Origin of the sequence: Geopsychrobacter electrodiphilus DSM 16401, assembly GCF_000384395.1 — a bacterium.
Taxonomy (GTDB): Bacteria; Desulfobacterota; Desulfuromonadia; order Desulfuromonadales; family Geopsychrobacteraceae; genus Geopsychrobacter; species Geopsychrobacter electrodiphilus.
Map to the genome: position 1 here is coordinate 1440572 of NZ_ARWE01000001.1, position 24394 is coordinate 1464965.

22 protein-coding genes and 1 pseudogene are annotated in these 24394 nt (G+C 49.7%); 17 read left to right on the forward strand and 6 right to left on the reverse strand.

Annotated features, from left to right (window positions below; translation table 11 throughout):
• Positions 1 to 4: 4 nt before the first annotated feature.
• The 5 genes from metG to D888_RS0106825 form a co-directional block, all read right to left on the reverse strand.
• Positions 5 to 1534, reverse strand: coding sequence for a methionine--tRNA ligase (metG, locus tag D888_RS0106805; protein ID WP_020675800.1), 1530 nt, complete (start codon positions 1532 to 1534; stop codon positions 5 to 7).
• A 43-nt stretch (positions 1535 to 1577) separates the two neighbouring features.
• A complete protein-coding gene (locus D888_RS0106810; RefSeq protein ID WP_020675801.1) occupies positions 1578 to 2765 on the reverse strand; it encodes a regulatory iron-sulfur-containing complex subunit RicT in 1188 nt (395 codons plus the stop codon).
• 30 nt (positions 2766 to 2795) lie between these two features.
• Positions 2796 to 3767: a DNA polymerase III subunit delta' gene (gene holB / locus D888_RS0106815; RefSeq protein WP_020675802.1), complete on the reverse strand. Its 972-nt coding sequence runs from the start codon at positions 3765 to 3767 to the stop codon at positions 2796 to 2798.
• Complete coding sequence (gene tmk, locus D888_RS0106820; protein ID WP_020675803.1) at positions 3764 to 4417, reverse strand: dTMP kinase; 654 nt, start codon at positions 4415 to 4417, stop codon at positions 3764 to 3766. Before tmk ends, holB begins: the two co-directional genes overlap by 4 nt.
• Before the next feature lie 239 nt (positions 4418 to 4656).
• Complete coding sequence (locus tag D888_RS0106825) at positions 4657 to 5172, reverse strand: shikimate kinase (RefSeq protein WP_020675804.1); 516 nt, start codon at positions 5170 to 5172, stop codon at positions 4657 to 4659.
• A 262-nt stretch (positions 5173 to 5434) separates the two neighbouring features.
• Here D888_RS0106825 and typA point away from each other — a divergent pair, with 262 nt between their 5' ends.
• On the forward strand, positions 5435 to 7243 hold the full coding sequence (gene typA, locus D888_RS0106830; RefSeq protein WP_020675805.1) for a translational GTPase TypA: 1809 nt from the start codon (positions 5435 to 5437) through the stop codon (positions 7241 to 7243).
• A gap of 110 nt (positions 7244 to 7353) precedes the next feature.
• On the opposite strand, the gene D888_RS0106835 is transcribed toward typA, so the two are convergent.
• A complete protein-coding gene (locus tag D888_RS0106835; RefSeq protein WP_020675806.1) occupies positions 7354 to 8727 on the reverse strand; it encodes a sigma-54-dependent transcriptional regulator in 1374 nt (457 codons plus the stop codon).
• Positions 8728 to 8929: 202 nt separating this feature from the next.
• On the opposite strand from D888_RS0106835, the gene rnc reads away from it, so the two are divergent.
• The 16 genes and pseudogenes from rnc (at position 8930) to D888_RS0106910 (ending at position 24387) form a co-directional block, all read left to right on the forward strand.
• Positions 8930 to 9649 (forward strand): ribonuclease III, encoded by a 720-nt coding sequence (gene rnc, locus D888_RS20895; RefSeq protein ID WP_020675807.1) that lies wholly within the window; start codon positions 8930 to 8932, stop codon positions 9647 to 9649.
• Positions 9642 to 10541, forward strand: coding sequence for a GTPase Era (era, locus tag D888_RS0106845; protein WP_020675808.1), 900 nt, complete (start codon positions 9642 to 9644; stop codon positions 10539 to 10541). The genes rnc and era overlap by 8 nt, the downstream gene beginning before the upstream one ends.
• A gap of 104 nt (positions 10542 to 10645) precedes the next feature.
• Positions 10646 to 11959, forward strand: a complete 1314-nt coding sequence (gene der / locus D888_RS0106850) for a ribosome biogenesis GTPase Der (protein WP_020675809.1) — start codon at positions 10646 to 10648, stop codon at positions 11957 to 11959.
• A gap of 103 nt (positions 11960 to 12062) precedes the next feature.
• A complete protein-coding gene (locus D888_RS0106855) occupies positions 12063 to 13697 on the forward strand; it encodes a response regulator (RefSeq protein ID WP_020675810.1) in 1635 nt (544 codons plus the stop codon).
• Positions 13698 to 13757: 60 nt separating this feature from the next.
• Positions 13758 to 14123, forward strand: a complete 366-nt coding sequence (locus tag D888_RS0106860) for a response regulator (protein WP_020675811.1) — start codon at positions 13758 to 13760, stop codon at positions 14121 to 14123.
• A gap of 13 nt (positions 14124 to 14136) precedes the next feature.
• Positions 14137 to 16164, forward strand: a complete 2028-nt coding sequence (locus D888_RS0106865; RefSeq protein WP_020675812.1) for a chemotaxis protein CheA — start codon at positions 14137 to 14139, stop codon at positions 16162 to 16164.
• The gene (locus D888_RS0106870) at positions 16157 to 16960 is read left to right on the forward strand and encodes an ExeA family protein (RefSeq protein WP_020675813.1); all 804 of its coding nucleotides are present in this window, start codon (positions 16157 to 16159) and stop codon (positions 16958 to 16960) included. The genes D888_RS0106865 and D888_RS0106870 overlap by 8 nt, the downstream gene beginning before the upstream one ends.
• Before the next feature lie 91 nt (positions 16961 to 17051).
• Positions 17052 to 17720 carry a chemotaxis protein CheW gene (locus D888_RS20900; protein WP_020675814.1) on the forward strand — a complete coding sequence of 223 codons (669 nt, stop codon included), beginning with the start codon at positions 17052 to 17054 and terminating at the stop codon, positions 17718 to 17720.
• 78 nt (positions 17721 to 17798) lie between these two features.
• On the forward strand, positions 17799 to 18173 hold the full coding sequence (locus D888_RS0106880) for a response regulator transcription factor (protein WP_020675815.1): 375 nt from the start codon (positions 17799 to 17801) through the stop codon (positions 18171 to 18173).
• A 62-nt stretch (positions 18174 to 18235) separates the two neighbouring features.
• The gene (locus D888_RS20905; RefSeq protein ID WP_281169678.1) at positions 18236 to 18691 is read left to right on the forward strand and encodes a chemotaxis protein CheW; all 456 of its coding nucleotides are present in this window, start codon (positions 18236 to 18238) and stop codon (positions 18689 to 18691) included.
• A gap of 7 nt (positions 18692 to 18698) precedes the next feature.
• Positions 18699 to 18794 (forward strand): annotated as a pseudogene (locus tag D888_RS24945) (zinc-ribbon domain-containing protein); the annotation flags it as partial.
• Between the two features lie 99 nt (positions 18795 to 18893).
• Positions 18894 to 19523: a response regulator gene (locus D888_RS0106890; protein ID WP_020675817.1), complete on the forward strand. Its 630-nt coding sequence runs from the start codon at positions 18894 to 18896 to the stop codon at positions 19521 to 19523.
• Positions 19516 to 21534, forward strand: a complete 2019-nt coding sequence (locus D888_RS0106895) for a HEAT repeat domain-containing protein (RefSeq protein ID WP_020675818.1) — start codon at positions 19516 to 19518, stop codon at positions 21532 to 21534. Before D888_RS0106890 ends, D888_RS0106895 begins: the two co-directional genes overlap by 8 nt.
• A 1-nt stretch (position 21535) precedes the next feature.
• Positions 21536 to 22414, forward strand: a complete 879-nt coding sequence (locus D888_RS0106900; protein ID WP_020675819.1) for a CheR family methyltransferase — start codon at positions 21536 to 21538, stop codon at positions 22412 to 22414.
• A 2-nt stretch (positions 22415 to 22416) separates the two neighbouring features.
• Complete coding sequence (cheB, locus tag D888_RS0106905) at positions 22417 to 23475, forward strand: chemotaxis-specific protein-glutamate methyltransferase CheB (RefSeq protein ID WP_026362263.1); 1059 nt, start codon at positions 22417 to 22419, stop codon at positions 23473 to 23475.
• Positions 23476 to 23586: 111 nt separating this feature from the next.
• On the forward strand, positions 23587 to 24387 hold the full coding sequence (locus D888_RS0106910; protein ID WP_020675821.1) for a GAF domain-containing protein: 801 nt from the start codon (positions 23587 to 23589) through the stop codon (positions 24385 to 24387).
• Positions 24388 to 24394: the final 7 nt, after the last annotated feature.

The window sequence follows — 24394 nt, forward strand, 5'->3', positions numbered from 1 at the left end:
GGCCTTATTCGGCCTCTATCCGAGGGAAGAGTGGGCTGGCCTTTTTGATTTTGCTGCCCGCCTGCAAGGCACCCCAGGTATCATTGTCAGCCAGATTCGCCTTGGGGTCGACCCCTAGCAAGGCCAGGATCTTCTCAGCGGTCTCTGGCATGAAGGGGGCAATCTGGAGCGCGATCAGCCGTTGAGCCTCGAGCAGATTATAGAGCACCCGGCCCAAGCGTCCCTGTTGCGCCGGGTCTTTGGCCAGAGCCCAGGGGGCAGTTTCGTCAATATATTTATTGCCGGCCGAAATGAGTTCCCAAATCGTCTGCAGTACCTTGTTGAAGGCCATATCCTCATAGAGCTTGTCAATCTTTGCTGTCGCCAGCGGAAAGAGGTCGATATACGCTTGATCGATCTCATCGGCATGATCTGGACTCTGTACCACCCCGTCGAAATATTTGCCGAGCATGGCGGTTGAACGGCTGAGCAGGTTTCCGAGGTCGTTGGCCAGGTCGGAATTGATCCGCGAAATGAGCGAGCTGTGGGAAAAATCTCCATCAAGCCCAAAGGGGACTTCGCGCAATAGAAAGTAGCGGATGGCATCGACGCCATATTTATCGATCAACATGTTCGGTTCCACTACATTGCGCAGACTCTTACTCATCTTCTGCCCTTCAACAGTCCACCAGCCGTGAGCGAAGACCTTTTTGGGGAGCGGCAGACCGGCAGCCATAAGAAAGGTCGGCCAGTAGACGGCGTGAAAACGCAGGATGTCCTTGCCGATAACATGAACGTCGACCGGCCAGAAATTTTCGTAGAGACCGTCCTTGTCCTCGGGATAGCCTAGAGCCGAAATGTAGTTGGACAGGGCATCAAACCAGACATAAATGACATGTTTCTCATTGCCCGGCACTGGAATTCCCCAGGAGAAAGAGGTGCGTGAAATCGAAAGATCACGCAGCCCCTCTTTGATAAAGGAGATGATCTCGTTGCGGCGTGATTTCGGTTGAATAAAGTCGGGATTTTCCTCAATGTGCCTTACCAGTTGCTCCTGATATTGACTCATGCGAAAGAAATAGGACTCTTCTTTTAACTTGGTTGTCGGACGCCCGCAATCGGGGCAGGTCCCGTCGAGCAGTTGGGTCTCGGTCCAGAAGGTTTCACAAGGGGTACAGTACCAGTCTTCGTATTCGCCGAGGAAGATATCGCCCTTCGCTTCGAGTTTGCGAAACTGTTCTGAAACCGCACGCTTGTGCCGTTCTTGCGTGGTGCGGATGAAGTCATTGTGGCTGATATTGAGTTTGTCCCACAGGGCTTGATAACGTTTAACCACGCGATCGGCCAGTTCGAGCGGGGTCTCGCCGTTGGCGTCGGCGGCAGCCTCGACTTTTTGTCCATGCTCATCGGTGCCGGTCAAAAAATAGACGTCATACCCGCGTGAGCGTTTGTAGCGTGAGATAACATCGCACGCCAAGGTGGTGTATGCATGCCCGATGTGCGGGACATCATTGACGTAGTAAATCGGAGTGGTGACGTAAAATGTTCCGGCCATTACAGCCTCCTTTTGCTCTATGCTATGTAATAAAATTAATAAATTATTCGCTCTTCTGTGGTGCTGAACCCTGGTCCGATTTGCGACGTGGGCGTCTTCTATTCCGTCTGCGCGGGCGCTCGGGCGAATTCCCATCCTTTTGGGCACTCGGTTTGGAATCCGCTGTCGGGGCTGCAGGCTTGGCACTCTGTGTCGGTGGTATGTTTTCAGTGTGTGTTTGTTGCTCTGTTTTGCGCGACGAGCTGTTGCGGCCACCACGTCTGCGTGGACGTCTTTGGCTTTTGGCCTCTTCACCCTTAATCAATTCTGGCTCAGTCTGCTTTTCAGGTGACACGACAACGTTCGCACGTTCAGGCAGTTTTCGTTCTGCTTGTCTCCGTTCAGACTGTTTCCTGGGTGCTGGTACCCGTTCTTCCTGCGGGATCGATTGTTGGGGCTTATGGAGATCATCGATATGCACCTCGCGGCGGCCATCCTTATCGGCGACCGTAACTTTTTGCGCCAGGACATTCAGCGAGACGACATCGGCCGGCCCGTCGGGCAGGTTCAGCTTTTTGCCGCACTTCGGTAAATTTTTACGCAGTTCGTTATAGGTGTCATATTCATAACCAAGACAACAGAGCAAACGTCCGCATTGGCCACTGATTTTACTCGGGTTTAAAGCAAGCCCTTGGGCCTTGGCCATTTTGACAGAGACGGGGGCAAAGCTGCGTAGGTAGCTACTGCAGCAGAGCTCGCGGCCGCAACAGCCGAGGCCACCAACCATTTTGGCTTCATCCCGTACCCCGATCTGACGCATCTCGATTCGGGTTCTGAAATGCTGTGCAAGATCGCGAACCAAATCCCTGAAATCGATACGACCGTCAGCAGTAAAGTAAAAAATGATCTTTGAACCATCGAACAGATATTCAGCACGGACCAGTTTCATCTCCATGGCACGCTCGATGACTCGTTTTTTGCAGAACCTCAAGGCCTCTTCCTCGCGTTCGGCATTTGTAGCCGCCATTTGAAGGTCCTGCTCATTGGCTTTGCGGATGATGGCCTTCAATTTGGAGTGAGCACTGTCGGGCACTTCATTACGGACCAGACCGATAACTGTGCCCAGTGATTTGCCGCGTTCCGTTTCAACGATAACCTGATCCCGGTTGTTCAGGTCCAAGTCGAGGGCATCAAAATCAAACAGTTTGCCGGCGCACTGAAAGGAGACTGCAACGATTCGTTTCTTTTCCATGAATATCTAAAACTCTCTTTAATCAAGTGGTTAGGCGGCAGTCATCGCCATCAACATCGCTTCCATCGCGAGCTGGCGGTTGACGTTGCGTTGCAGGTGGAGTCGGGCCAGGTCAAGGCACTCCAGCTTTTTCAATAGCCCGCTGACTCTTTCGTTTCGGGCTTGGGCATATAGTGTTTCGCGTAGATCGATGTTAACCAGCTCGCTATTTGGACGACCATGCAGGAGCAGCAGAAGATCGCGATAGAACGATTGGAAGATGTCGAGGATTTCGGCCAGGCGCTCTTTGTCATCGGCCAGCTGTTGAGCAAGTTCAAACAGCGGGAAGATTGAGCCGCTCGACAGTGAAATCAGGCTGTTGATCAGCTTCTTGCGTTGCTCAAGGTAGAGCTCGCGATTTTCACCAAAGGCCTGTTTGAAACTTCCGTTGGAGAGCGCAGCCATGACTAGCGCTTCTGCTTCCGATAATCCCAGGCGGCGTTCCAGAATGCCGGCGAGCCGATTGCGTGAAAGGCGATTGAAACGTAATCGCTGACACCGGGAACGAATCGTATCCAGCAGCATTTCAGGTTTCGCGCTGAGCAGGATCAGCAGGGTGCCGGGGAGTGGCTCCTCAAGTGTTTTCAGCAATGCATTGCTGGCGGCCGGATTCAGGGCCTCAGCGCAGTCAATCAAACAGATTTTAACCTTGGCCTCGAGCGGTCTGAGGGAGATATCCTGTTGTAATTTCCGGATCTGATCAATCTTGATCTGGGCCCCCTCGGCCATCACTAGGTGGAGATCGGGATGATTCAGGTGGTCGACCTTGCGGCAGGCAGGACATTCGCCACAGCCTTCGCCATCGTCACAGAAGAGGGCCCGGGCGAGTGCCAGCGCCATGAGCTTTTTGCCGATACCCTCTGGCCCTTCAAACAGGTAGGCGTGGGCGAGCCGTTGGTTCTGTAACGCCAGGCGCAGAATCTTTTTTTGACGATCATGATCTATAATGTTGGCAAAGGTCACAGTTGCCCCTTGCTTTGTGCGATAAAGTCAAAAGTAGTTTTCTCGATTTTGGCAGCCAGCAGATCGATAGAGAGTGCGCCATCAAATTGCCTGAACCGGTGTGGTTCAGCGGCGGCCAGTTTTAGATAACCCTCGCGGACGCGTTGATGAAAGGCGATCTCTTCCCGTTCAAAACGTCCTTCGGAACTGTCTTGCAGATCGATTTCGCGAGCGAAGGCGCGACCGAGCCCGGTTTCCACCTTGAGATCGATCAGCATAGTCAGGTCGGGAGAGGTTTCTTGTGTGGCTACGTAGTTAAGTTGGCTAATCAGCTGGCGGTCGAGTTGGCGTCCGTCCCCTTGATAGGTGAGGGTGGCATCGGTGTATCGATCGCACAGAACTATATGACCCTGTTGCAGGGCAGGGCGGATTATTTCACAGACATGCTGGGCTCGTGCTGCTGCATACAAAAGTAGTTCGGCCGTAGGTTCAAGCGCTGTATTCTGTGGGTGAAGCAAGATCCTGCGGATCTGGTCGGCGATGTCACAACCGCCAGGTTCACGTGTCTGAAGAACCACATGCCCCGCCCGCTCTAACGCCTGGCGCAACAGGGTAATCTGGGTTGATTTCCCGGAGCCCTCAATCCCCTCAAATGTTATGAAAAAACCCATCAGTGTTCGATCTGCTTAAGAGTTGGTGGTCTTTAACTGGCCTATAAGGCATTTTGATCAGGGATCTGGCTGGACGGTGCTCCTGACCTAAAGCGGCTTATTATAGAGAATTATTTAGAGATGACGCAAGGAGAAACGCGGGTTTCCCCAGCAGACGACGGGGGGTTGTCTGGTTATTTGGTGCAGTGTCACGTCGATCTGATGGGTGAGTGATGTCCCAGGTGTTGTTTGGTGTAAATTCAAGCTGTACGGGTGAACTGCTGGAGAAGCTCGGCAATTAAATCTTTCTGGGTGCGGCCACTGGTTGAAATCTGGGTGAATTGCTGGTAACTGGCTGCACGCTGTTCGAGAAGTTGATGAATTTTTGCCAGTGGATTCTGATCCTGCAGTAGCGGTCGTATATGTTGCTGGTTTGAAATCCGCTCCAGAATTTCTTCAGCGGTTGCCGTCAGGCAGAAGATCTGACCCGTCTGTGCCAGAGCTTTGGCGTTTACAGGGTTTAGAATCAAGCCGCCGCCGGTAGCGATGACTAACTTGCGCTGGTGGGTGAGGGCGAGGACCAGTTCCTCTTCTTTTTTGCGAAAGGCCACCTCTCCTGCTTGTGCGAAAAAATCGGCAATCGTTTGACCGAGCTCTGCTTCGAGCAATTGATCGGTGTCGACAAAACGATAATCCAGTTCCTGGGCAAGAAGCCGTCCCAGAGTCGATTTTCCGGTGCCCATGAACCCTGTCAGGATGATATTTGTTTTGGGCATAGTCCTTATGGGTTCCATTGGATAGCGGGGCATCATGTTGAATGCTTATGTATGAAAATAGGCAAATCTATATAAGCCTGTCAAGTTGGATGAAAGCGAAACGGCGCGGGTAAGGCAGAATAGTTTTTTGAGACATACGTATTTTCTTGGCTTTAGGCTAGATATTTGATAACATTATACGGTTTTGCAAAGCCTGACCCGATCAGTCTGCTTCTCGCACACGTGGGGCCAGGTCACTAACGATTTATAAAGGGTTTAGCTCATGCCGCAAGCAATTCGTAACATCGCAATTATCGCCCACGTTGACCACGGTAAGACCACCCTGGTTGATGCCATGTTGGTTCAATCTGGGGTGTTTCGTGAACATCAGGTCATCACTGAGCGTGTGATGGACAGCAACGATCTTGAAAAAGAACGGGGTATTACCATTCTGGCCAAAAATCTGTCCGTGCAGCGAGATGGACTTAAGATCAACATCGTCGATACCCCGGGTCACGCCGACTTCGGGGGTGAAGTTGAGCGGATCTTGAAGATGGTCGATTCGGTCCTGCTGCTGGTCGACGCCTTCGACGGCCCGATGCCGCAAACTCGTTTTGTGTTGAAGAAAAGCCTCGAGCTCGGTCTTAAGCCGATTGTTGTGATCAACAAGATCGATCGCCCCGGTGCACGTCCAACCCAGGTTGTTGATATGGTCTTCGACCTCTTCTGCGAACTCAACGCCAATGAGAAGCAACTCGATTTTCCGATCGTCTATGCTAGCGCCAAGTTCGGTATCGCCAAAACGGAACTGGTGGATGAATCCTCAGATCTGCAGCCGCTCTTTGATGTCATCCGTGACCGGGTTGATCCTCCGGAAGGCGATACCACCGCGCCTTTTCAGATGCTGGTTTCGAATATCGATTACAATAAATTTATTGGCCGTACTGCCACTGGTAAAATTTCCAATGGTATTGTCAAGTCTGGTCAGACGGTGGCGCATATCGACCGCAATGGCAAGATCTCACAGGGACGCATCAGTAAACTGCTCGGCTATCAGGGTCTGCAGCAGATTGAGATCGAGTCTGCCTTTGCTGGTGATATAGTGACCATCGCCGGATTTGAGGAGTTGGGCATCGGTGAGACCCTGGCTTCGGCTGAGACCCCGATTGCTCTCCCCTATGTGGCGATTGATGAGCCGACATTGTCGATGAACTTTATCGTCAACTCTTCCCCCTTTGCAGGGAAGGAAGGGAAGTACGTCACTTCGCGGAATATCCGTGATCGTCTGCACAGGGAACTACGTACCAACGTGGCGCTTAAGGTTGAAGATACCGACAATACCGACACCTTCAAGGTCAGCGGGCGAGGAGAATTACACCTGTCGATTTTGATCGAAAACATGCGGCGGGAGGGCTTCGAGCTGGCTGTCTCCAAGCCAGAAGTTATCTTTCGTGAAATTGATGGCGTACGCTGTGAGCCGATGGAATATCTGACCATCGACGTCCCTGAGGAACATCAGGGGACCGTCATTGAAAAACTTGGCAAGCGGAAAGCCGAGATGTCTTCGATGACCGCGATGGAAGGGGTGAATCGCCTCGAATTTATTATCCCGTCCCGTGGGTTGATCGGCTATCGAACCGAATTTATGACCGATACCCGTGGTACCGGGGTGCTTAATCATGTATTTCACGAGTATGCCCCTTACAAAGGTGCAATCGAAGGGCGTAAAAACGGCGTGTTGATTGCGATGGACTCTGGTGAAACTGTGGCTTACGCTCTATTTAATATCCAGGAGCGTGGTATTTTGTTTGTTGGTCCCGGTGTGCAGTTTTATGACGGCATGATTATCGGTCAGCATGCCAAAGAGAGCGATCTGGTAGTTAACTGTAACCGTGGGAAAAAACTGACCAACGTCCGCTCTTCGGGGACTGACGAAGCGATCCGCATTATTCCGCCGCGCATTCTCACTCTGGAGCAAGCGCTTGAATTTATTGCGGATGATGAGCTGGTCGAAGTTACCCCGAAATCGATCCGCATGCGTAAGCGTTATCTTGATGCTAATGAACGCAAAAAGATGGAAAAACGCAAGTAAGTCAAGGGTCAACCAGGTTCGATCACCAGGGCCGGACGGTATACGTCTGGTCCTTTTATTTTTTTATTGTTCGGCGAATGTTTTTTGCTTTTGAATTTGCTGGCAGGTGTTTAGATTTTCAAGCGTTTGATTTTTTCGACCAGGGTAGTGCGGTTAATACGGAGAAGTTCGGCAGCTCGGGCTTTAACCCCTCCCGCGCGCGCCATCGCCTGACGGATCATTTGACGTTCGATATCGGCAATGACCGCTGCCATATCGGTGCCGCCAGCAGGGAGTTGGGTTGCCAGCGATGGATGAATGTTATCATTCTCGGCAATGTTCGGCGGCAGGTCATTCAGTTCGATAATGTCGCCGTCGGCAAGAGCCACGGTCCTTTCTATGACATTCTCCATCTCGCGAACATTGCCGGGCCAGTGATAAGCCTCAAGTGCGCGCATCGCGTCCTTGCTGGTAGGCATGAGGGGGCGATTCATCTCGTGACAGATTTTTTCTAGAAAGTAGCGCGTCAAAAGCGGGATATCACCCCTACGTTCACTCAGTGGGGGGAGGGTGATGGGGATGACGTTGAGGCGATAGTAGAGGTCTTCGCGAAAGTTGCCATTGGAAATCTCTTTAAGGATGTCGGCGTTGGTTGCAGAGATCAGCCGGACATTGAGGCGGATTTTCTTGGTTGAGCCAACCCGCTCAAACTCGTACTCCTGCAACACACGCAACATTTTCATCTGGAGTTGTAGCGGCATATTGCCGATTTCATCCAGAAAGATGGTGCCGCCGTTAGCGATTTCAAATTTGCCGGGCTTGTCGGCGATGGCGCTGGTGAAGGCGCCCTTGACGTGTCCGAAGAGTTCTGATTCGAGCAGGTCTGCCGGAATTGCGCCACAGTTGATGGCAACAAAGGGTTTATCGCGGCGATGGCTGTTGTAGTGGATCGCCTTGGCGACTAATTCTTTACCTGTGCCCGAAGCACCAAGAACCAGAATGGTTGAATCCGTAGAAGCGACCTTTTCCATGCGGGTAAAGACTTTTTGCATCGGCAGACTGCTGCCGATAATGTTGTCGAAGCGATAACGACCGTGAAGTTGTTGACGCAGATACAGGTTTTCGGCCAGAAGTTGACTCTTCTCCAGTGCCTTGGAGACCTGAAGTTTGAGCTTTTCGAAGTTGAAGGGTTTGGTAACGTAGTCGAAGGCGCCTTCTTTCATTGCTTCGACCGCAGTTTCGGCTGAGGCGTTGCCGGTGATCAGGATGAAGCAGGTGCGGGGTGAACTCTCCTTAACCTTTTTGAGGATGTCGATGCCGCTGACACCAGGCAGAAAGAGATCACTGATAATCAGGTCGAAGTTCTGATTTTGCAGGATTTCGAAAGCTGCTTCACCGCTATGGGTTGAGGCAACAGCGTATCCGACCTGTCGTAGTAAGGTCGAAAGCGCAAGACAACTCTCTTTTTCATCATCGATTAGAAGAATTTGGGTTGATTGTGGCATACGGGCTCCAGCGTCAGATGATTGACGCGAGACTAGCATGCGTATCCAGTGTTGGCAAGCTTGAAGACGGTTGGGAATTAAAAGCGTTAAATATGTGCTCAAAATGAGCTAATATGTTTGAATATGAAAGGGATTTTCGTTATGCTTCGTCGATTATTTATCTGCGGGAACTCCTTGCGGAAAAGGAACCTGGCGTATAAAAATGTCTGAATTTTTAATGGAAAAGTTGCAACTGGATCTTGGTTACACCTTCCTTAATCCCGACCTTCCCGTTCAGGCACTGACTCATAAGTCTTACAGCAATGAATGTCGAGAGTCGGATGTTGGGCACAACGAACGTCTTGAATTTCTCGGTGACGCGGTGCTTGAACTTGCCGTCAGTGATCTGATCTATCGAATGTACCCTGATATCCCTGAAGGGGGTCTCACCCGTATTCGCGCAGAAGTGGTTTGCGAAAAGGGGTTAAATCGTATTGCTGTGCGTTTAAACCTGGGGCCGGGTTTACGTCTGGGTCGCGGTGAAGAGAAGTGTGGAGGTCGGTCCAAGGCGAGTCTGCTCTCCGATGCCCTTGAGGCCTTGATCGGGGCAGTTTTTCTCGAGGGTGGATTTTTGGCCGCTTGTCAACTTGTCAAAAAAGTGTTTACTCCAGACCTTGAAAGATCGGCCAATCTCCGTTATGGCACCGACTATAAAACGGCACTGCAAGAGAATCTGCAGGCGCGTTTTGGACGACTGCCGGAGTACCAGTTGATTCAGATCGATGGCCCGGATCATGGACGGGTATTTACCATCCAGGTCAGTTTCGATGGGCGAGAGTTGGGTTGTGGCGAAGGTAGTAGCAAAAAACAGGCGGAACAGAACGCCGCATCCGAAGCATTGCTGCACAGTTTTGTGGTCGGACTGGAGGAGATAGATGACTGAACAACAAACTTTTCGCAGCGGTTTTGTTTCGCTGGTAGGCCGACCCAATGTCGGGAAATCAACCCTGCTCAACAAAATTCTCGGGCAGAAAATTACGATTACTTCAAATAAACCTCAGACTACACGAAACCGGATTTTGGGGATTCATAATCTGGACGGGGGCCAAATTCTGTTTATCGATACCCCGGGGATTCATAAACCCCAGGGGAAGCTTAACCAGTTTATGGTTGATCAGGCGATAGCCGCTTGTAGTGACATCGATCTGGTTCTGTTTCTTGTTGAAGCAACATCGATGGCGGGTGGCGGTGATGAGTTTGTGCTGAATATACTCAAAAAATCGGCAGTGCCGGTTGTGTTGGTGATTAATAAAATTGATCTGGTTGATCCGCCGAAACTTTTGAAATTAATTGATAACTTTTCGCAATTGCACGAATTTCATGCTGTAATCCCGCTGTCCGCTAAAACAGGCAACGGCGTTGATCGTCTATTAAAAGAGGCTGAGCCTTTCTTGACGCCGGGTCCTCGCTATTACCCGGATGATATCATCACCGATCTCCCGGAGCGTTTTATTGTTGCCGAGATGATTCGTGAAAAAATCATGCGGCGGACCCGGGAAGAGATTCCTTATGGGGTCGCGGTGCAGGTCGAAACCTTTACCGAGAAACCTGAAAAGAATCTCGTCGTTATCCAGGCGATGATCCACGTAGAGCGAGAGAGTCATAAACGGATTCTGGTCGGGAAGCAGGGGCGGATGATCCGCGATTTGGGGCAGGACGCCAGGATCGAGGTCGAACGTTTTCTCGGTACCCGAGTATTTTTAGAACTCTTTGTACGAGTTGATGAAAATTGGAGCCAGAGCGATCGTATGTTGCGCGAACTCGGCTACGAATAAGCCCAACATAAAATGTTTGTCCTCTGGCTGTATCGTTTAACTCTTGCGCTTTTCCCTTTATAGAGTATTTAAGAACACATTATGAATAAGGATACCCCTACCTGATGTTGCCTGTTGTCGCTATCGTCGGTCGCCCTAATGTTGGTAAGTCGACGTTGTTTAATCGGATTCTCGGACAACGCAAGGCGATTGTCGAAGACTTTGCCGGGGTCACGCGTGATAGGAACTATGCTGAAATCACGCGTTATGATAAGCCATTTTTGTTAATCGATACCGGCGGTTTTGAGCCTGCCAGCACCGATCAACTCTTATCACAGATGCGTGAGCAGTCACAACTGGCTGTGGAAGAGGCCGATGTCGTCATTATGCTCATGGATGTGCGGGATGGTTTAACTCCGTCTGACATCGAAGTCGCTCAGTTGTTGCGTAAAGTCAGGAAACCGGTGTTCTTTGTCATCAACAAGGTTGATGGAGATAAACAAGAGACTGCTACTGCCGAATTTTATGCCCTTGGTGTTGAGCAGATCCACACGATTTCTTCTGCACACGGCCGCGGAGTCGGTGAACTGCTCGATGAAGTGATGGATCTCCTGCCGGAGAATCCTCTGCCGGAAACTGAGGGTGAGGTCCGGCTGGCTGTCATTGGGCGACCGAATGTTGGAAAATCGTCGCTGGTCAATCGTCTGCTCGGGTTTGAGCGCGTGGTTGCCAATCCGACCGCAGGTACCACACGTGACAGTGTTGATACACCGTTTGACTTTGAGGGGCAACGCTATGTTCTTATCGATACGGCCGGGATAAGGCGCAAGGGACGCGTCAGCCAGACTCTTGAAAAATACAGTGCAGTTCAGGCGCTGAAGGCGATGGATCGAGCCCATGTGGTATTGATGTTGATTGATGCAGAGGAGGGTGTCACGGATCAGGACCTTGCGGTCGCAGGTTATGCGTACGAACGTGGGCGGGCGTTGATTCTGGTGGTGAATAAATGGGATATCCCGGACAAGGATACCAACTCCATGAAGCGCTATCTTGAGGATGTGCGCTATCGTTTCAAATATCTACCTTTTGCGCCGGTTCTCTTTATTTCGGCTTTGACCGGTCAGCGTGTCGATAAAATTATGCCGACTGTCGCGCGCGTCAATGGTGAATTTAATCGCAGGGTCACGACTTCTGAACTGAATTCAGTCCTCGAAGAGGTCGTCGCCCGCCATCCGCCAGCGATGGTCAGTGGTCGACGGATTAAGCTCTACTATGCGACCCAGACCATGGTTCGTCCACCCACGTTTATGATCTTTACCAATTGCCCGGATGATATCCATTTCTCCTACGAACGTTATCTGCAGAATGCTTTTCGGGAGGCTTTCGGTTTTGAAGGTGTTCCGCTTTGGATAAAGTTTCGTGGCCGTGATAAAAAATGAGCATTTAATAATAATCTTTACTGCTGATTGCTTCTTCGGTATTTTAAGCTAGCTTTTTCAACAGGTTCAGTTAACTTCGCATGGATTCTAGGATGATTATCCAATGAGTTTGGTAGGCAACCTTGAGGATCTGGGCCTCGGCGATATTCTGCAGATTGTCAACCTCAGTAAAAAATCCGGGTTTCTTACCCTGACCTGTGGTCAGCGCCAAGGAACTGTCTCCTTTACTGATGGGTTGGTCGTGCAGGCCACTTCCAGTCTTTTTCAGTCCAGTCTGGGCAGCCTTCTGCTCAAACATAAGTTCCTGAAGCCCGAAGCTCTGGAGCTTGCTCTTGCCGAGCAGGCGACCTTGAAGCAACGAACCTTAGGCTCGATTCTTGTGTCGAACGGCCAAATCGCTTCCGAAAAAATAGAGGCCATCATTAAGGCCCAGGTTGAACGGATCGTTTATAATTTTTTCGGCTGGTTGGAAGGGACTTTCGATTTTCAACTCGATGAGTCAAATTTCCCTAGCTTGACTCCCTTGCCTTTTAGTGATTTTACTCTTGAGAATGGGCTGAATCCACAATGGTTGGTTTCTGAAGGTCGTCGGTTACTTGCCGAAGGACGTCTGGTTGCCGCTGAGACAGACATAGATTTAAATGTCGAGCTGGCTCAATCTGGCGGTCATGTAGTTCAAGAGGCTCGACCACATTTCGCGGGTGAAAGCGGTCCGCTCTTCATCATAGATGATGATGACCCGACTCGATCGGTGTTACAAAAAGCCTTTATTCGGGCCGGGTTTGAGGTTGAAGTTTTTGCGTTGATTTCTGACCTGGTTAATGCCTGTGCGGACAAATGTAAAATCGGGAGAAATCCGGCCTTACTAATCGATTTAATTATGCCAAGGTTGGATGGCAATGGCATCTTGGGTGGTCTTGAAGTTATGGAGATTATTGCAGAGGAATATCCAACTCTGCCGATGATTTTAATGACTGACCACCCCAATGCCGAGGCGGAAAAAAAAGCGAAAGAGCTTGGAGTTACTGTCGTTTTACGTAAGCCAAAGAAAATCGAAATTCGTGAAGAACGAGGGGTTGAGATCCTTAAAAACCTGTTATTTGAAGTCGATCGGCATTTAATCACGAGGGGCTATCGACCACCTCAGAAAACAGCTGATTTTGATATTGGTCGTGATCTGGTTGATGACTTTGATCGCGTCGACCAGAGAGAAGGTCCCGAGAAAGAGGGTTCTCCCGGTCTTCATCTCCTTAAGGGCATGCTGCAAGAGCTGGTTAATCCGCTTCTGTGCGGTGGGGTTATTCTGTTGATTCTGCGTTTTGCCAGTGAGCTGTTGAATCGCGCAGTGATCTTTGATGTAAAGGGGAATGAACTCATCGGTATTGGTCAATTCGGACTGGATGAAACGACCAAAAATGCCGACAGGATGGTACGCAGTCTGCGACTCACAATTGATTCTGACTCTCTCTTTGGTCGGGTTCTGAATCAGAAATGCGCATTTCGAGGTCGGTTGGGACAGAGTGCTTCGGAAATAAAATTGCGGAATCAATTAGGAGGAGTTGTTGCTCCTGAGGTGTTTGTCGGCCCTCTGGTCAGTGGAGGGAAGGTTGTGGCCGTGCTTTACGGCGATAATTTGCCAGAATTGAGGTCAGTCGGCGATATTGAGGCTTTCGAAATTTTTCTTTCGCAAGCCGGGATGGCCATGGAAAAGGTCCTGCTGGAGAGGCGGGATACATGATTCAATTCGATTTAGTGATTTTTATGCCTTGGATTTCTAGTGCGATGCGGGAGTGATGTGTTGAAAAAAATTCTGGTGACAGAAGATTCTGCAGCGATGCGCGGCTTGATAGTTTCAACTCTAGAGGAGATGCAGTGCTTTGAAGTCGTTGAGGCGTGTAATGGGTTTGAGGCCCTGCGTGCTTTGCCTCGGGAGAAGGTCGATCTGATTATCACTGATATCAATATGCCCGATATCAATGGTCTTGATCTGGTTAGCTTCTGTCGCACCAATCCCCTGTATCAGCAGACACCCGTTATTATCATCAGTACCGAAGGTAGTGAACGGGACCGCGAAAAAGGCCTGGCACTCGGTGCGAATGCTTATCTGATCAAACCCTTTCAGCCTGAAGAGTTGCAGCAGGTTGTTCGCCATTTGCTTGACTGAGTGGAAGTTGTCTATGGGTAAACAGCAGGCTGTAGATGAATTCCTTGCGGAAGCGGAGGAGTTGCTTGAAAAATTGAGCCAGGATCTCGCGATTTTGGGCGATGGGATTGAGCTTGGAGACGTCAATCCAGATCTTCTCAATGGGATATTCCGTGATGCCCACTCGATGAAGGGGCTGGCCGGTATGTTCGGGTTTACTGATATCGCCGAGATTGCCCACCACCTTGAAACATTGCTCGACAAGTTACGTCTCGGCAAGGTTTCGCTTAACGGCATTCTACTTGACCTGTTGTTTGATACTATTGAGGGTGTAGGTTCTCTCGTCCGGGGAAAGTCAGATGACCCGAATTTCACGATCGACGTCAATCCCTATATTCAACGAATTGAAAACCTGCTGTCCGGGCAAGGAAAGGGTCACGCCTTCACACTTGAAGCGCTTAATCTCGATCAGTCTCTGCTGAATGTTTTGACCGAATACGAAGAGCATCGCTTGCAGGAAAACCTGAGTCAAGGGAAGCTTATGTTGCTGGCGAATATTTCGTTTCCGCTCGATAGTTTCGACAGCGAACTCTCAGAAATTATTTCAGAGTTTAAGCATCTTGGTGAGGTTGTCAGTACTTTGCCGGGCGCTTCAAATAACGATCCGAGCCGCCTTGCCTTTCGCATCCTTTTTGCGACTAAAAATACCCTTAAAGAACTCACGAATCGTGCTGCACTGAAGGAGTGCCAATTTGACATTATCGCTGAAGCCAGAGCTGTTTCAACCGCTGGGCCGGTTCTTGACACCGGGAAGTCAACTGAACGGACTGTTCCCATGTTTCCTGTCAGCGAGGATCCTTCAGTACGGTCAGTCAGCCATTCGGTTCGGGTTGATATTGGTAAATTGGACACCTTGATGAACCTTGTCGGCGAGTTAGGGCTGGTTAAGGGGAGTATAGCCCAGGTCGTCGGCGAACTTTCAGCGGCAGGTCTCGCCCAGTCACGAGACTTGGCCAAGGCAGCTCATGCTTTTGATCGTCGCCTCGCCGAATTGCAGAAGGCCGTGATGGACGTGCGGATGGTTCCGGTTCGCCAGTTGTTTGACAAAATGGGGCGGATAGTCCGGCGTATGGCTCAGGAGTTGGGTAAAAAAGTCGAACTCAAAACTTTTGGTGCGGACACTGAATTTGACAAACTGATCGCCGAAGATCTGGCGGATCCATTGATGCACATCATCCGCAATTCTCTCGACCACGGGATTGAACCGACGTCCGAACGGCTTGCCGCAGGGAAACCTGAGGTGGGTTGTATCGAATTGCGCGCTACTCAGCGTGGCAATCACGTAGTTCTTGAAATCAGCGATGACGGGAAGGGGATCGATCCAGAAGTCTTGCGCCGAAAAGGGATCAGCAATGGGCTGATTGATCCTGATGGACATTTCACGCGACAGGACCTCTTCGGTTTACTTTTTCATCCCGGTTTTTCAACACGGGAGGAGGTCAGTGAATATTCAGGCCGCGGGGTTGGTATGGACGTCGTCAAAAATAACATCTCCTCACTCTCAGGCATTATTGATATCGATAGCGTTTATGGAAAAGGCACCCTGATCAGCTTAACCCTGCCGATTACACTGGCGATCATCAAGGCACTGGTTGTGCGCATCCAGCGTCGGGATTACGCGATCCCTTTGACGTCTGTTCTTGAGACTCTGCTCCTGGAGCCGGGAATGATTAAGACGATTGATGGGCAGGAAGTCATCGAATTACGCCAGCAAACTTTGCCGCTGTTGCGGCTGAATCGGCTATTCGGTCTGGACCAAGAAACCAGCAAGCAGGGTGCATTTATCGTCGTGACTGGTTTTGCCGACCGCCGGATCGGAATTGTGGTTGAAGAATTGCGTGGTCAGCAGGATGTTGTGATCAAATCTCTGGGGAAATCGCTCTCGTTTGTTAAGGGGATTGCCGGTGCTGCCGATCTCGGTAATCAAAAAACAGTACTGGTGCTTGATGTCAGCAGTCTGATAACCGACTCCTTGAGGGGGGACGGCAGCACTCATGTATAAAGAATTCTTTAATTTCAGGGAGCGTCCTTTCAGTAAGACACCAGACCCCCTTTATCTCTATCCTTCACGGAGTCATCGTGAAGCTCTTGCCCGCCTGCTTCACGCCGTTGAAGAGCGCGAAATAATCCTGTTGACCGGAGATATCGGATGTGGGAAGACGACGCTGTCACGTGCGTTGCTTGATGAGCTTGGCGATACAGCCAGAGTCGCCCTGGTGACGAACCCTCGCCTTTCTCCGCTCGAACTGCTTTATAGTGTTGCATTTGGGTTCGGTGTTGAGACTCCCGCAAAAGATCGCCTTGGTCTTCTTGGGCAGATTGAACAGATCCTTTTTGATCTTTTTCACCAGGGGCGATTGCCGGTCCTGATAATCGATGAAGCACATCTGATTCCGCATCGCGACACCTTTGAAGAGATTCGTTTATTGACCAACTTTCAATTGGATGATGGCAACCTGTTGTCAGTTATATTTTTAGGGCAACCTGAGTTACGCCTGCGCCTTTCACATCCTGCGTATGAGCCCTTACGCCAAAGAATCGGCTTACAATATAAGGTGGGACCGCTCAGCCTGGAAGAAACAGCGGCCTATATACGTCATCGGCTCTCTTGTGCTGGATGTGTCACAGATATTTTTTTAGAGGATGCGGTCATTGCCTTATATCGTTTTTCAGGGGGCGTGCCGCGTCGAATTAATCAAGCAGCCTCTCTCGCATTGTTGGAGGCATTCGGCCGCGAACAAGCTCAGGTCGACGCGTCAATTATCGCTGAGGTTGCTGCAGAATTGTCGGGGATTTAGAGTTTTTTAGTTTGGCCGTCCTATGTTCTGCTATACTTTGCCGGACAATAGACAGGGTCATATCTATCTTAAGCTACTTTGGATTTGCAAAATGGATCTTGCGGAAATCAGAAAAAAAGCGCGCACGCAAAGCCCGATCGTGAGCAAAAGTATCCCACTGCAGAACGCTCTGATTCCGATTCAGAGTGAAACTCAGGTGCAGCCATTTGCTCAGCAAGTTCTCGATCACTTCTGGAGTGAGATGGGGGTTGAGAAAGTTTCTACTGAAGAGGAGTACACTCAGACGTTGACCGATACGATTTCGGTTGATGAAGCTTCTCAGATTCAGTGGCTTGGGTTCTATCTTGGTAAAGAGGAATATGCACTTGATATTGAAGTTGTTTCTGAACTTATAAAACCTCGAACTTTAACCGAGCTGCCTTATGTCCCGGAATATGTCTGTGGCATAATTACCCTGCGGGGAGAAGTGATACCGGTGGTTGACCTGGTCAGTCGACTCGGGCTTGTGCATGAAGGATATGACGATATTGATCTGAAGAGGATAGTGGTTTGTGAAGGGAGGGAGCAGCGTGTAGGGTTGCTGGTCGACCGAATTTCACAAGTTGTACGCCTCTCGGCTGATGAAATAGAAAAGCCACAGTTTTTCGGCGATAACCCGGCAACGGCATTTATTTCTGGCATCGGGCGTAAGCACGGACGCAGCCTTATACAGCTACATCCCGAAAAGGTTATAGACATTGAAAAAGGCCTGACTAACTAAGTCTCTTTTTTCAAGTTGATATCTACCGTTCTGTCAAACAGACAGTTCTGACAACAAAGTGTGGAGGGCGCTGTTAAAATGCAAAAAAAAATATTGATCGTCGAAGATGAAGAGAGCTTGTTGAAGCTCGAGAGCATTTTACTGACAACCAAGGGTTATCTTGTTCAGGGAGTGACCTCCGGTTTGTCCGCTTTGGAAGCGGTCAATGAGGAGCATCCTGACCTGATTCTGTTAGACGTCATGTTGCCCAAAATGGATGGCTTTGAGGTTTGTCAGCGACTAAAAAATGATCCCGCTACGCGGGGAATCCCGGTTGTTTTGTTGACTGCCAAAAAGACACCTGAAGATCTTGCGCGCGGAGAAGAGGTCGGAGCCGATCACTACATAACCAAACCGTTTAAATCTGCCATGGTGATCGACATTATTGAGCAGTTGGTGGGCAAAAAAAGTTGAACTTGAGATTTCTGCCACCAGTAAATGAGGGGGCAGCGGATAAGGAAATTAAGCTGGCCTGCTTGCGCGTAGGGTCAGCTTTTTATGCCTTGGATATCTTGGTGATTCGTGAAATTATCAGGCCCTTGCCGATTATTCCGGTCCCGCGCGCCCCTGATTATGTAGAGGGTGTCATTACTCTGCGCAAGGCAGTGATTCCAATTCTTGATCTGCGCCGTCGTTTTGGAATTGAGCCATGTTCCGAACCTCATGAGCGGATTATTATCTGTGCGGTTGATGGGCGGATCATCGGTCTGAAGGTTGATGCGGTGACGGAGGTCGTTACTTTTTGGAGAGATGAAATACAACCTGCACCATATTATATGGCTAGAGCCGACAGTGAATTTTTCCCAGGTGTTTGTCGCCATAAGGGGAAGCTTCTGTTTTTGCTTGATCTGCGCAAAATCCTCGTGAATAACCATCGTATAAACGCCGCACAGCTTCAACAACAGGCGCTCGAAGGTGTAAAGAAAGATTAAAATTTTAATGATTATCGCCTGCCCACAATGCCAGAAAAAATTACGGATTCATGCGGGGAAGTACGCCGGAAAGAGACTTTCACTCTCATGCCGAAAATGCGGAGCTCAATTCCCCTGCCAAGTTTCCCCCGCATCAAAAATTTTACTCGCCCATGGTGACCCTGAGGTCTGCCGAACGATACTGGATGTCTGTTGTCAGGATGTGTCTGAAATTCAGACCTGTGCTGACGCCCAGCGGGCGCGACAGCTTTTAAATCAATTTTGTTTTTCGGTTCTGCTGCTTGATGTCGCGTTGCCGGGGGCTTTCCCTTTTCAACTAATTGATGAGATTCATCAAAGTGGTGAATCCACTCGGATTATCCTGATCCCTTCGGTTTACAATCGAACGGCTTATAAGAGACGTCCCTCTTCGCTCTATGGAGCAGACGCCTACCTCGAGTTGCATCACCTGTCTGATCGTCTGATTCCTTTGTTACACGAGTTGATCCCCGGGCTGACTTTGAACAGCCTTCCTTATTGCGCGATGAGCGATGTAGGAGAAGAGCGAACATTGTCACCCGAAGCGTGTCTCAACGAGCAGGCCGCAGATCTCGCGCGCATGTTAATTGCTGATATTGCTCTTTATCATCAGGATGCAATTGACTTGGGGATTCAGCAACAGGACCTTGAGGTGCGCTTGGCGCTGCAGCTTAGTGAAGGGCGACAGATGTTGGCGCGCAGAATTCCTCAAATTGAACTAGATAAACAGGATTATTTATTAGAGGCTCTAAGTCAATTTGCAGCTGCGCGAAAAAAAGAAATGTATTCTGGCGGAGAGGCATTCAATGGCTGATAAGGCGCAATTGGCACTGCTGCTTGAATCCCCTGATACTGAAGAGCGAATCGCCGCCGTGAGGCAGATTGCACAGGTGACTGACGACCCGATGACACTCTTTTCTATCGGGCTCGGGGATGGCGATTGGCGGGTTCGCAAAGCTGCGGTCGCGGCTTTTTTTCAAGTTGAGCGACCTGAAACCTATTTAGATGAGCTGATCGGGTACTTGCATAACCCTGAAAATGCCGGTTTGCGGAATGCGTCAATTGATATTTTGACCAGCCTCGGACCTTTGGCTGTCAGCCAGTTGCGAGCAGAAATTGCCTGTGAAGATATCGAAGTGCGAAAATTTATTATCGATATTTTGGGCGAAATCGGCGACTCCAGTTGTGCTGATGAGTTGACATGTTCCTTGACCGATACCGACATTAATGTTCGCTATGCCACTGTAGAAACTCTTGGGAAGCTGCGCGTTTTGGGCGCCGTTGAACCGCTTTTAGCGTTGATGACCGATCCTGATCCCGGGCTTAAATTTACAATTTTGCAATCGTTGACGCAAATCGGTGGGTCGATACCGATTGAACCCCTGGCTATTCATTTGAAGGACCCTTTATTACGTAGGGTGCTCTTTGATTGTTTTGCCAAGGTTGGCGGTTGCGATGCGATTCCGTATCTTGTCAGGGGATTGTGTGATCCTTTGCGGCAGGTCCGCGAAGCGGCGGTCATGGCTCTATTTGAATTGCAGAGTTCGGGACATTGTCCTCTCGACGAGGAGTTGATCAAGGTTAATGCCGGACAGATTGCTGGTGAGCTCGAACATTTGTTTTTGGATGAGAGGCATCAGCTTAAAAAGGCTGCGCTTGCGATTTATGCTCCATTTGGAAGAACGCGGGATTTGCGTCCCTTGCTTTCCTGTGTGGCTGATGAACACCTGCGCAGTCAGGCGCTCAAGGTTTTTGCCGATCTTGGGCCGACATCCTATAACCGTTTACTTAAATCCCTCAGTGGCCCCGAACCGCAAGAGCTCATCTCTCTTATTCATATTGGAGGCGAGCTAGGTTTTGAGCAAGGGTTGTCATTTGCGTTAGATGGTATTCATGCCGAAGACCCTCAGTTACGGCATACCTCAACCAGGACGATAGGTCAGTTAGGCAGCGCGGCAGAACTGAACCATTTATTGCGTCTGCTTGATGATGAGGTTTCTGAAATTCAGGATGCTGCAGTCGCCGCCATCGCCAGGATTGGCCGGCGGCAAAGGTCCGATATTTTACGTTCAATTGTTCCTTTCCTTGATGATCATGATGCCTCGAAACGGATGCGCACTGTGCGGATTCTTGGTTCTCTTGATGGTGAAGAGGTAGAAGCCCATCTCTTGAAAGCGTTCAAAGATTCATCGAGTCGCGTGCGTTGCGAAGCTCTCCAAGCGCTGATGGGCTGTTGCTCTGAACCCGTTATTTCAGGCGTAACTCTGGGTTTAACTGATGAATCTCCTGAAGTTAGACGCCTGGCAGTAAGTGCTCTTGGCCAATATCCTCAGTCACGAGTGCTACCAGCATTATTTCTGGCCGTCGAGGATAACGACCTGTGGGTAAGGACGGCCGTGATGCGTACATTAGGGCATTTCTCCGGTGAGGACGTAAGAAAACTTTTGCTACGCGGTATCGGAGACTCCATCGGGCTGGTAGTGATCGCCGCCCTTGAAGCTGCGATCATTGTTATTCCTGATGAGAGTCGCGGACTGCTTGAACATGCCCTTGGGCATGTTGATGAAGAGGTTGTCAAGACTGCGATGAACCACCTCGGGCGACTAGGTGCCACGGATTGGATTGAACCTTTCGGACGAGGGTTGCTTCACCATCCTCATTGGGATGTGCGTATCCATGCAGCGAGAAATCTTGGTGACAGCGAGCTGAGTCTAGCGGCTCAATGGTTGGAGGAGCGCTTGAAGGTTGAAGAGGACGAGCTTGTGCGTCAGGCCCTGAATGCCGCCCTCTCCAGCCGATTGTGTGTCCTGAGCCGCGAGCATTAGAATGTTTGTTTTCAGTCCCGATATTATCCTCGAAAGAGAAGAATTCCAGCTTTTGCGAGATTTTATATATCAGCACTGTGGCCTTCATTTTGCCGATGAATCAAAGTATCTGCTTGAAAAACGTCTAAATAAGCGTCTGTCTGAACTTCACCTGAGTTGTTTCCGTGAGTACTATTATCAGTTGCGTTATGGCCAGAATCGAGATCAGGAACTTGCTGCGGCGATTGATCTGTTGACGACCAATGAAACCTATTTTTTCCGCGAAGATTTTCAACTGCAGACCTTTACTAATGAAGTTATTCCTGAACTGGTAAAGACTAAACTGATGCGGAGAGAGAGGTCTATCCGTATCTGGAGTGCGGGCTGTTCCAGCGGCGAAGAACCTTATACCCTTGCAATGCTTTTACTAGAAAACCCCCTATTGCAGGGATGGTCGATCGAAATAATAGGAACCGATATCAGCCAGCGGGTTTTGAAGACTGCGCGCGAAGGTCTTTATGGTCAAAATTCGTTTCGAGCGACTGATGAAAATATTTTGAAGAGGTTTTTTACCCCCGTTGGGCAGAAGTGGCAGATCGATAGTCGGGTTAAGGATTTGGTTTCGATCAGCCATCTCAATTTTTTTGATAATCATCGAGTGGCTTTGCTCGGCATGATGGATGTTGTTTTTTGTCGAAACGTCATAATTTATTTTGATCTGGATGCGAAAAAGAGAGCCATCAGCATTCTTCATAATCGTTTGCGTCCAGGTGGTTATCTTCTCCTGGGTCATTCTGAGTCTCTGATGAATGTCAGTTCCGATTTTTGCTTGCGGCATTTTACCAATGATATGCTTTATCAGCGACCGGATTCGGCGAAAAATGCGGAGCGGGGGAGTTGATGATGAAAAAAATTCGAGTGCTGGTTGTTGATGATTCGGCATTCAATCGTGTCTCTATTGGGAAAATGCTGGAACAGATTTCTGAAGTCGAAATCGTTGGATACGCCGCAGATGGAGAAGCCGGCCTGCGAAAGGTTTTTGATTTAAAACCGGATCTGGTGACGCTGGATCTAGAAATGCCGAAGATGGGCGGCTTCAGCATGCTACGTTTAATAATGAAGAGCTGTCCAACCCCTGTTCTGGTGATCTCCTCGCGCAGTGGTGATGCGGATGTTTTCAAGGCTCTAGAATTGGGGGCAATCGATTTTGTCGCCAAGCCTTCACGTCCGATCAGTTCAGAATTTTATTCGATCCAGACGGATCTCGAACGCAAAATTCGTGATTTTTCAAGTTTCGAGCCGGATCAGTTTCGGTTACAAAACTCGTTGCGGGGGGAGGGGAAAATTTGTTCTGACGTAAGGGTATTTGCTGGGTCACCGGTGCTCCATCCTCCCAAAGCGGTGGTGATTGGCTCTTCAACAGGAGGGCCACCGGCTCTGCATCATTTTTTATCTGAATTCAAGACCTCTCCCGGCGTCAGTTTTGCGGTTGCGCAGCATATGCCCCCTGGGTTTACTCGGAGTTTTGCCGATCGCCTAAATGATCACTCGGTCTTCACTGTGACTGAAGCAGCTACTGGTGATTGTATGCGCCCAGGCCATGTGTATATCTGTCCCGGAGGTTGCAATATGCTATTGCGCCGATTCGCAGATGAAGTGAAAATTCAAATTGTTACACCAGATGAGAGCCAGATATATACTCCGTCGGTCGATGCCCTTTTTAAATCAGCTGCAAGCGTCTATGGCGCTGAGTTGCTCGGCATTGTCCTGACCGGGATGGGGAATGATGGTGCCGCCGGTGTCCGTGACATCAAAGAAGCCGGTGGGAGAGTCATTGCCGAAGCAGAGGACTCTTGTGTTGTTTATGGTATGCCGAAGGAAGCGATCGCTACAGGGTGCGTTAGTCTGGTGGTTCCGCTTTCCGGTCTGTGCGAAGAGATTAAACGTTGTTGCGTAGGATGACCGCTTCTTGTAGTTTTTTTTCTGTATTTTTGCTAGGATAGCGCGATTTAATTGTTTGTTTAAACGACTTGCAGGAACAGGGGTCGAATTCACTTTTATTTGGAGAGTATTTTGACAGACAGTGCTGACTCAGGTGGTATCCAGTCCAGAGCCGAAGAATTTATGCAAGTCTTCAAAAAGGGAGCTGAATTTACCCAGGGGCTTCTGAAGGAGAACGAGCGGCTGCGCTATCGCGTCCTCGAAGTCGAACAACAACTTCGAGCAGAACCCCCTGCTAACGAATTGCAGCAATTGAAGGAACGACTGCAGCGAGTTGAATTTGAAAAGCAGGAAATCCTTGATCGGATCAGTTCTGTCGAAAAAGAGAACCTTGATTTCTCCAATCGCTACCTTGAAATTGAGGCCGAAAATAATCTGCTGGCAAATCTTTACATCACGACCTATCAGTTGCATTCAACCTTTGAGGTCCAGGAATTATTCAGGATTATCGAGGAGATTCTCTTGAATCTTGTCGGAGTCGAGGAGTTCCTTCTGCTGTTGCGCAACGAGAATGGCGAAATTGTTCAGTCGGTTGTCTCCGATTCAGGTGATTACCAATTGAAGTGTATTGAAATTGTTGAGCCTAAGATAATCGAGGGATTTTCCACCGGTCAGAGCTGGGTTGCAAGTGCTGAACAATTGCTTCAACTTTCCCCCGCAGCTCCTTTGGCAGTTATCCCGCTGCTGGTTGGGGATGAGATCGTCGGATTGCTTGCTGTCCAGCGTCTGTTGGCCCAGAAGCAAGGCTTTACCAATACTGATGAAGAGATTTTCGGTTTGCTGAGAGGTCATGCTGCAATGGCGATTTGTACCGCTGTCCTGCGGCTTGAAAACAAGGGTCGTCTCGGTTTTAGGTCCGGGCCTTTAGGGTAAAATAATT

What these genes read in the sequence shown, in the direction of transcription:
- metG (WP_020675800.1), bottom strand. Translation starts at nt 1,534, where the DNA reads ATGGCCGGAACATTTTACGTCACCACTCCGATTTACTACGTCAATGAT.
- D888_RS0106810 (WP_020675801.1), bottom strand. Translation starts at nt 2,765, where the DNA reads ATGGAAAAGAAACGAATCGTTGCAGTCTCCTTTCAGTGCGCCGGCAAA.
- tmk (WP_020675803.1), bottom strand. Translation starts at nt 4,417, where the DNA reads ATGGGTTTTTTCATAACATTTGAGGGGATTGAGGGCTCCGGGAAATCA.
- D888_RS0106825 (WP_020675804.1), bottom strand. Translation starts at nt 5,172, where the DNA reads ATGCCCAAAACAAATATCATCCTGACAGGGTTCATGGGCACCGGAAAA.
- typA (WP_020675805.1), top strand. Translation starts at nt 5,435, where the DNA reads ATGCCGCAAGCAATTCGTAACATCGCAATTATCGCCCACGTTGACCAC.
- D888_RS0106835 (WP_020675806.1), bottom strand. Translation starts at nt 8,727, where the DNA reads ATGCCACAATCAACCCAAATTCTTCTAATCGATGATGAAAAAGAGAGT.
- rnc (WP_020675807.1), top strand. Translation starts at nt 8,930, where the DNA reads ATGTCTGAATTTTTAATGGAAAAGTTGCAACTGGATCTTGGTTACACC.
- era (WP_020675808.1), top strand. Translation starts at nt 9,642, where the DNA reads ATGACTGAACAACAAACTTTTCGCAGCGGTTTTGTTTCGCTGGTAGGC.
- der (WP_020675809.1), top strand. Translation starts at nt 10,646, where the DNA reads ATGTTGCCTGTTGTCGCTATCGTCGGTCGCCCTAATGTTGGTAAGTCG.
- D888_RS0106855 (WP_020675810.1), top strand. Translation starts at nt 12,063, where the DNA reads ATGAGTTTGGTAGGCAACCTTGAGGATCTGGGCCTCGGCGATATTCTG.
- D888_RS0106865 (WP_020675812.1), top strand. Translation starts at nt 14,137, where the DNA reads ATGGGTAAACAGCAGGCTGTAGATGAATTCCTTGCGGAAGCGGAGGAG.
- D888_RS0106870 (WP_020675813.1), top strand. Translation starts at nt 16,157, where the DNA reads ATGTATAAAGAATTCTTTAATTTCAGGGAGCGTCCTTTCAGTAAGACA.
- D888_RS20900 (WP_020675814.1), top strand. Translation starts at nt 17,052, where the DNA reads ATGGATCTTGCGGAAATCAGAAAAAAAGCGCGCACGCAAAGCCCGATC.
- D888_RS0106880 (WP_020675815.1), top strand. Translation starts at nt 17,799, where the DNA reads ATGCAAAAAAAAATATTGATCGTCGAAGATGAAGAGAGCTTGTTGAAG.
- D888_RS0106895 (WP_020675818.1), top strand. Translation starts at nt 19,516, where the DNA reads ATGGCTGATAAGGCGCAATTGGCACTGCTGCTTGAATCCCCTGATACT.
- D888_RS0106900 (WP_020675819.1), top strand. Translation starts at nt 21,536, where the DNA reads ATGTTTGTTTTCAGTCCCGATATTATCCTCGAAAGAGAAGAATTCCAG.
- cheB (WP_026362263.1), top strand. Translation starts at nt 22,417, where the DNA reads ATGAAAAAAATTCGAGTGCTGGTTGTTGATGATTCGGCATTCAATCGT.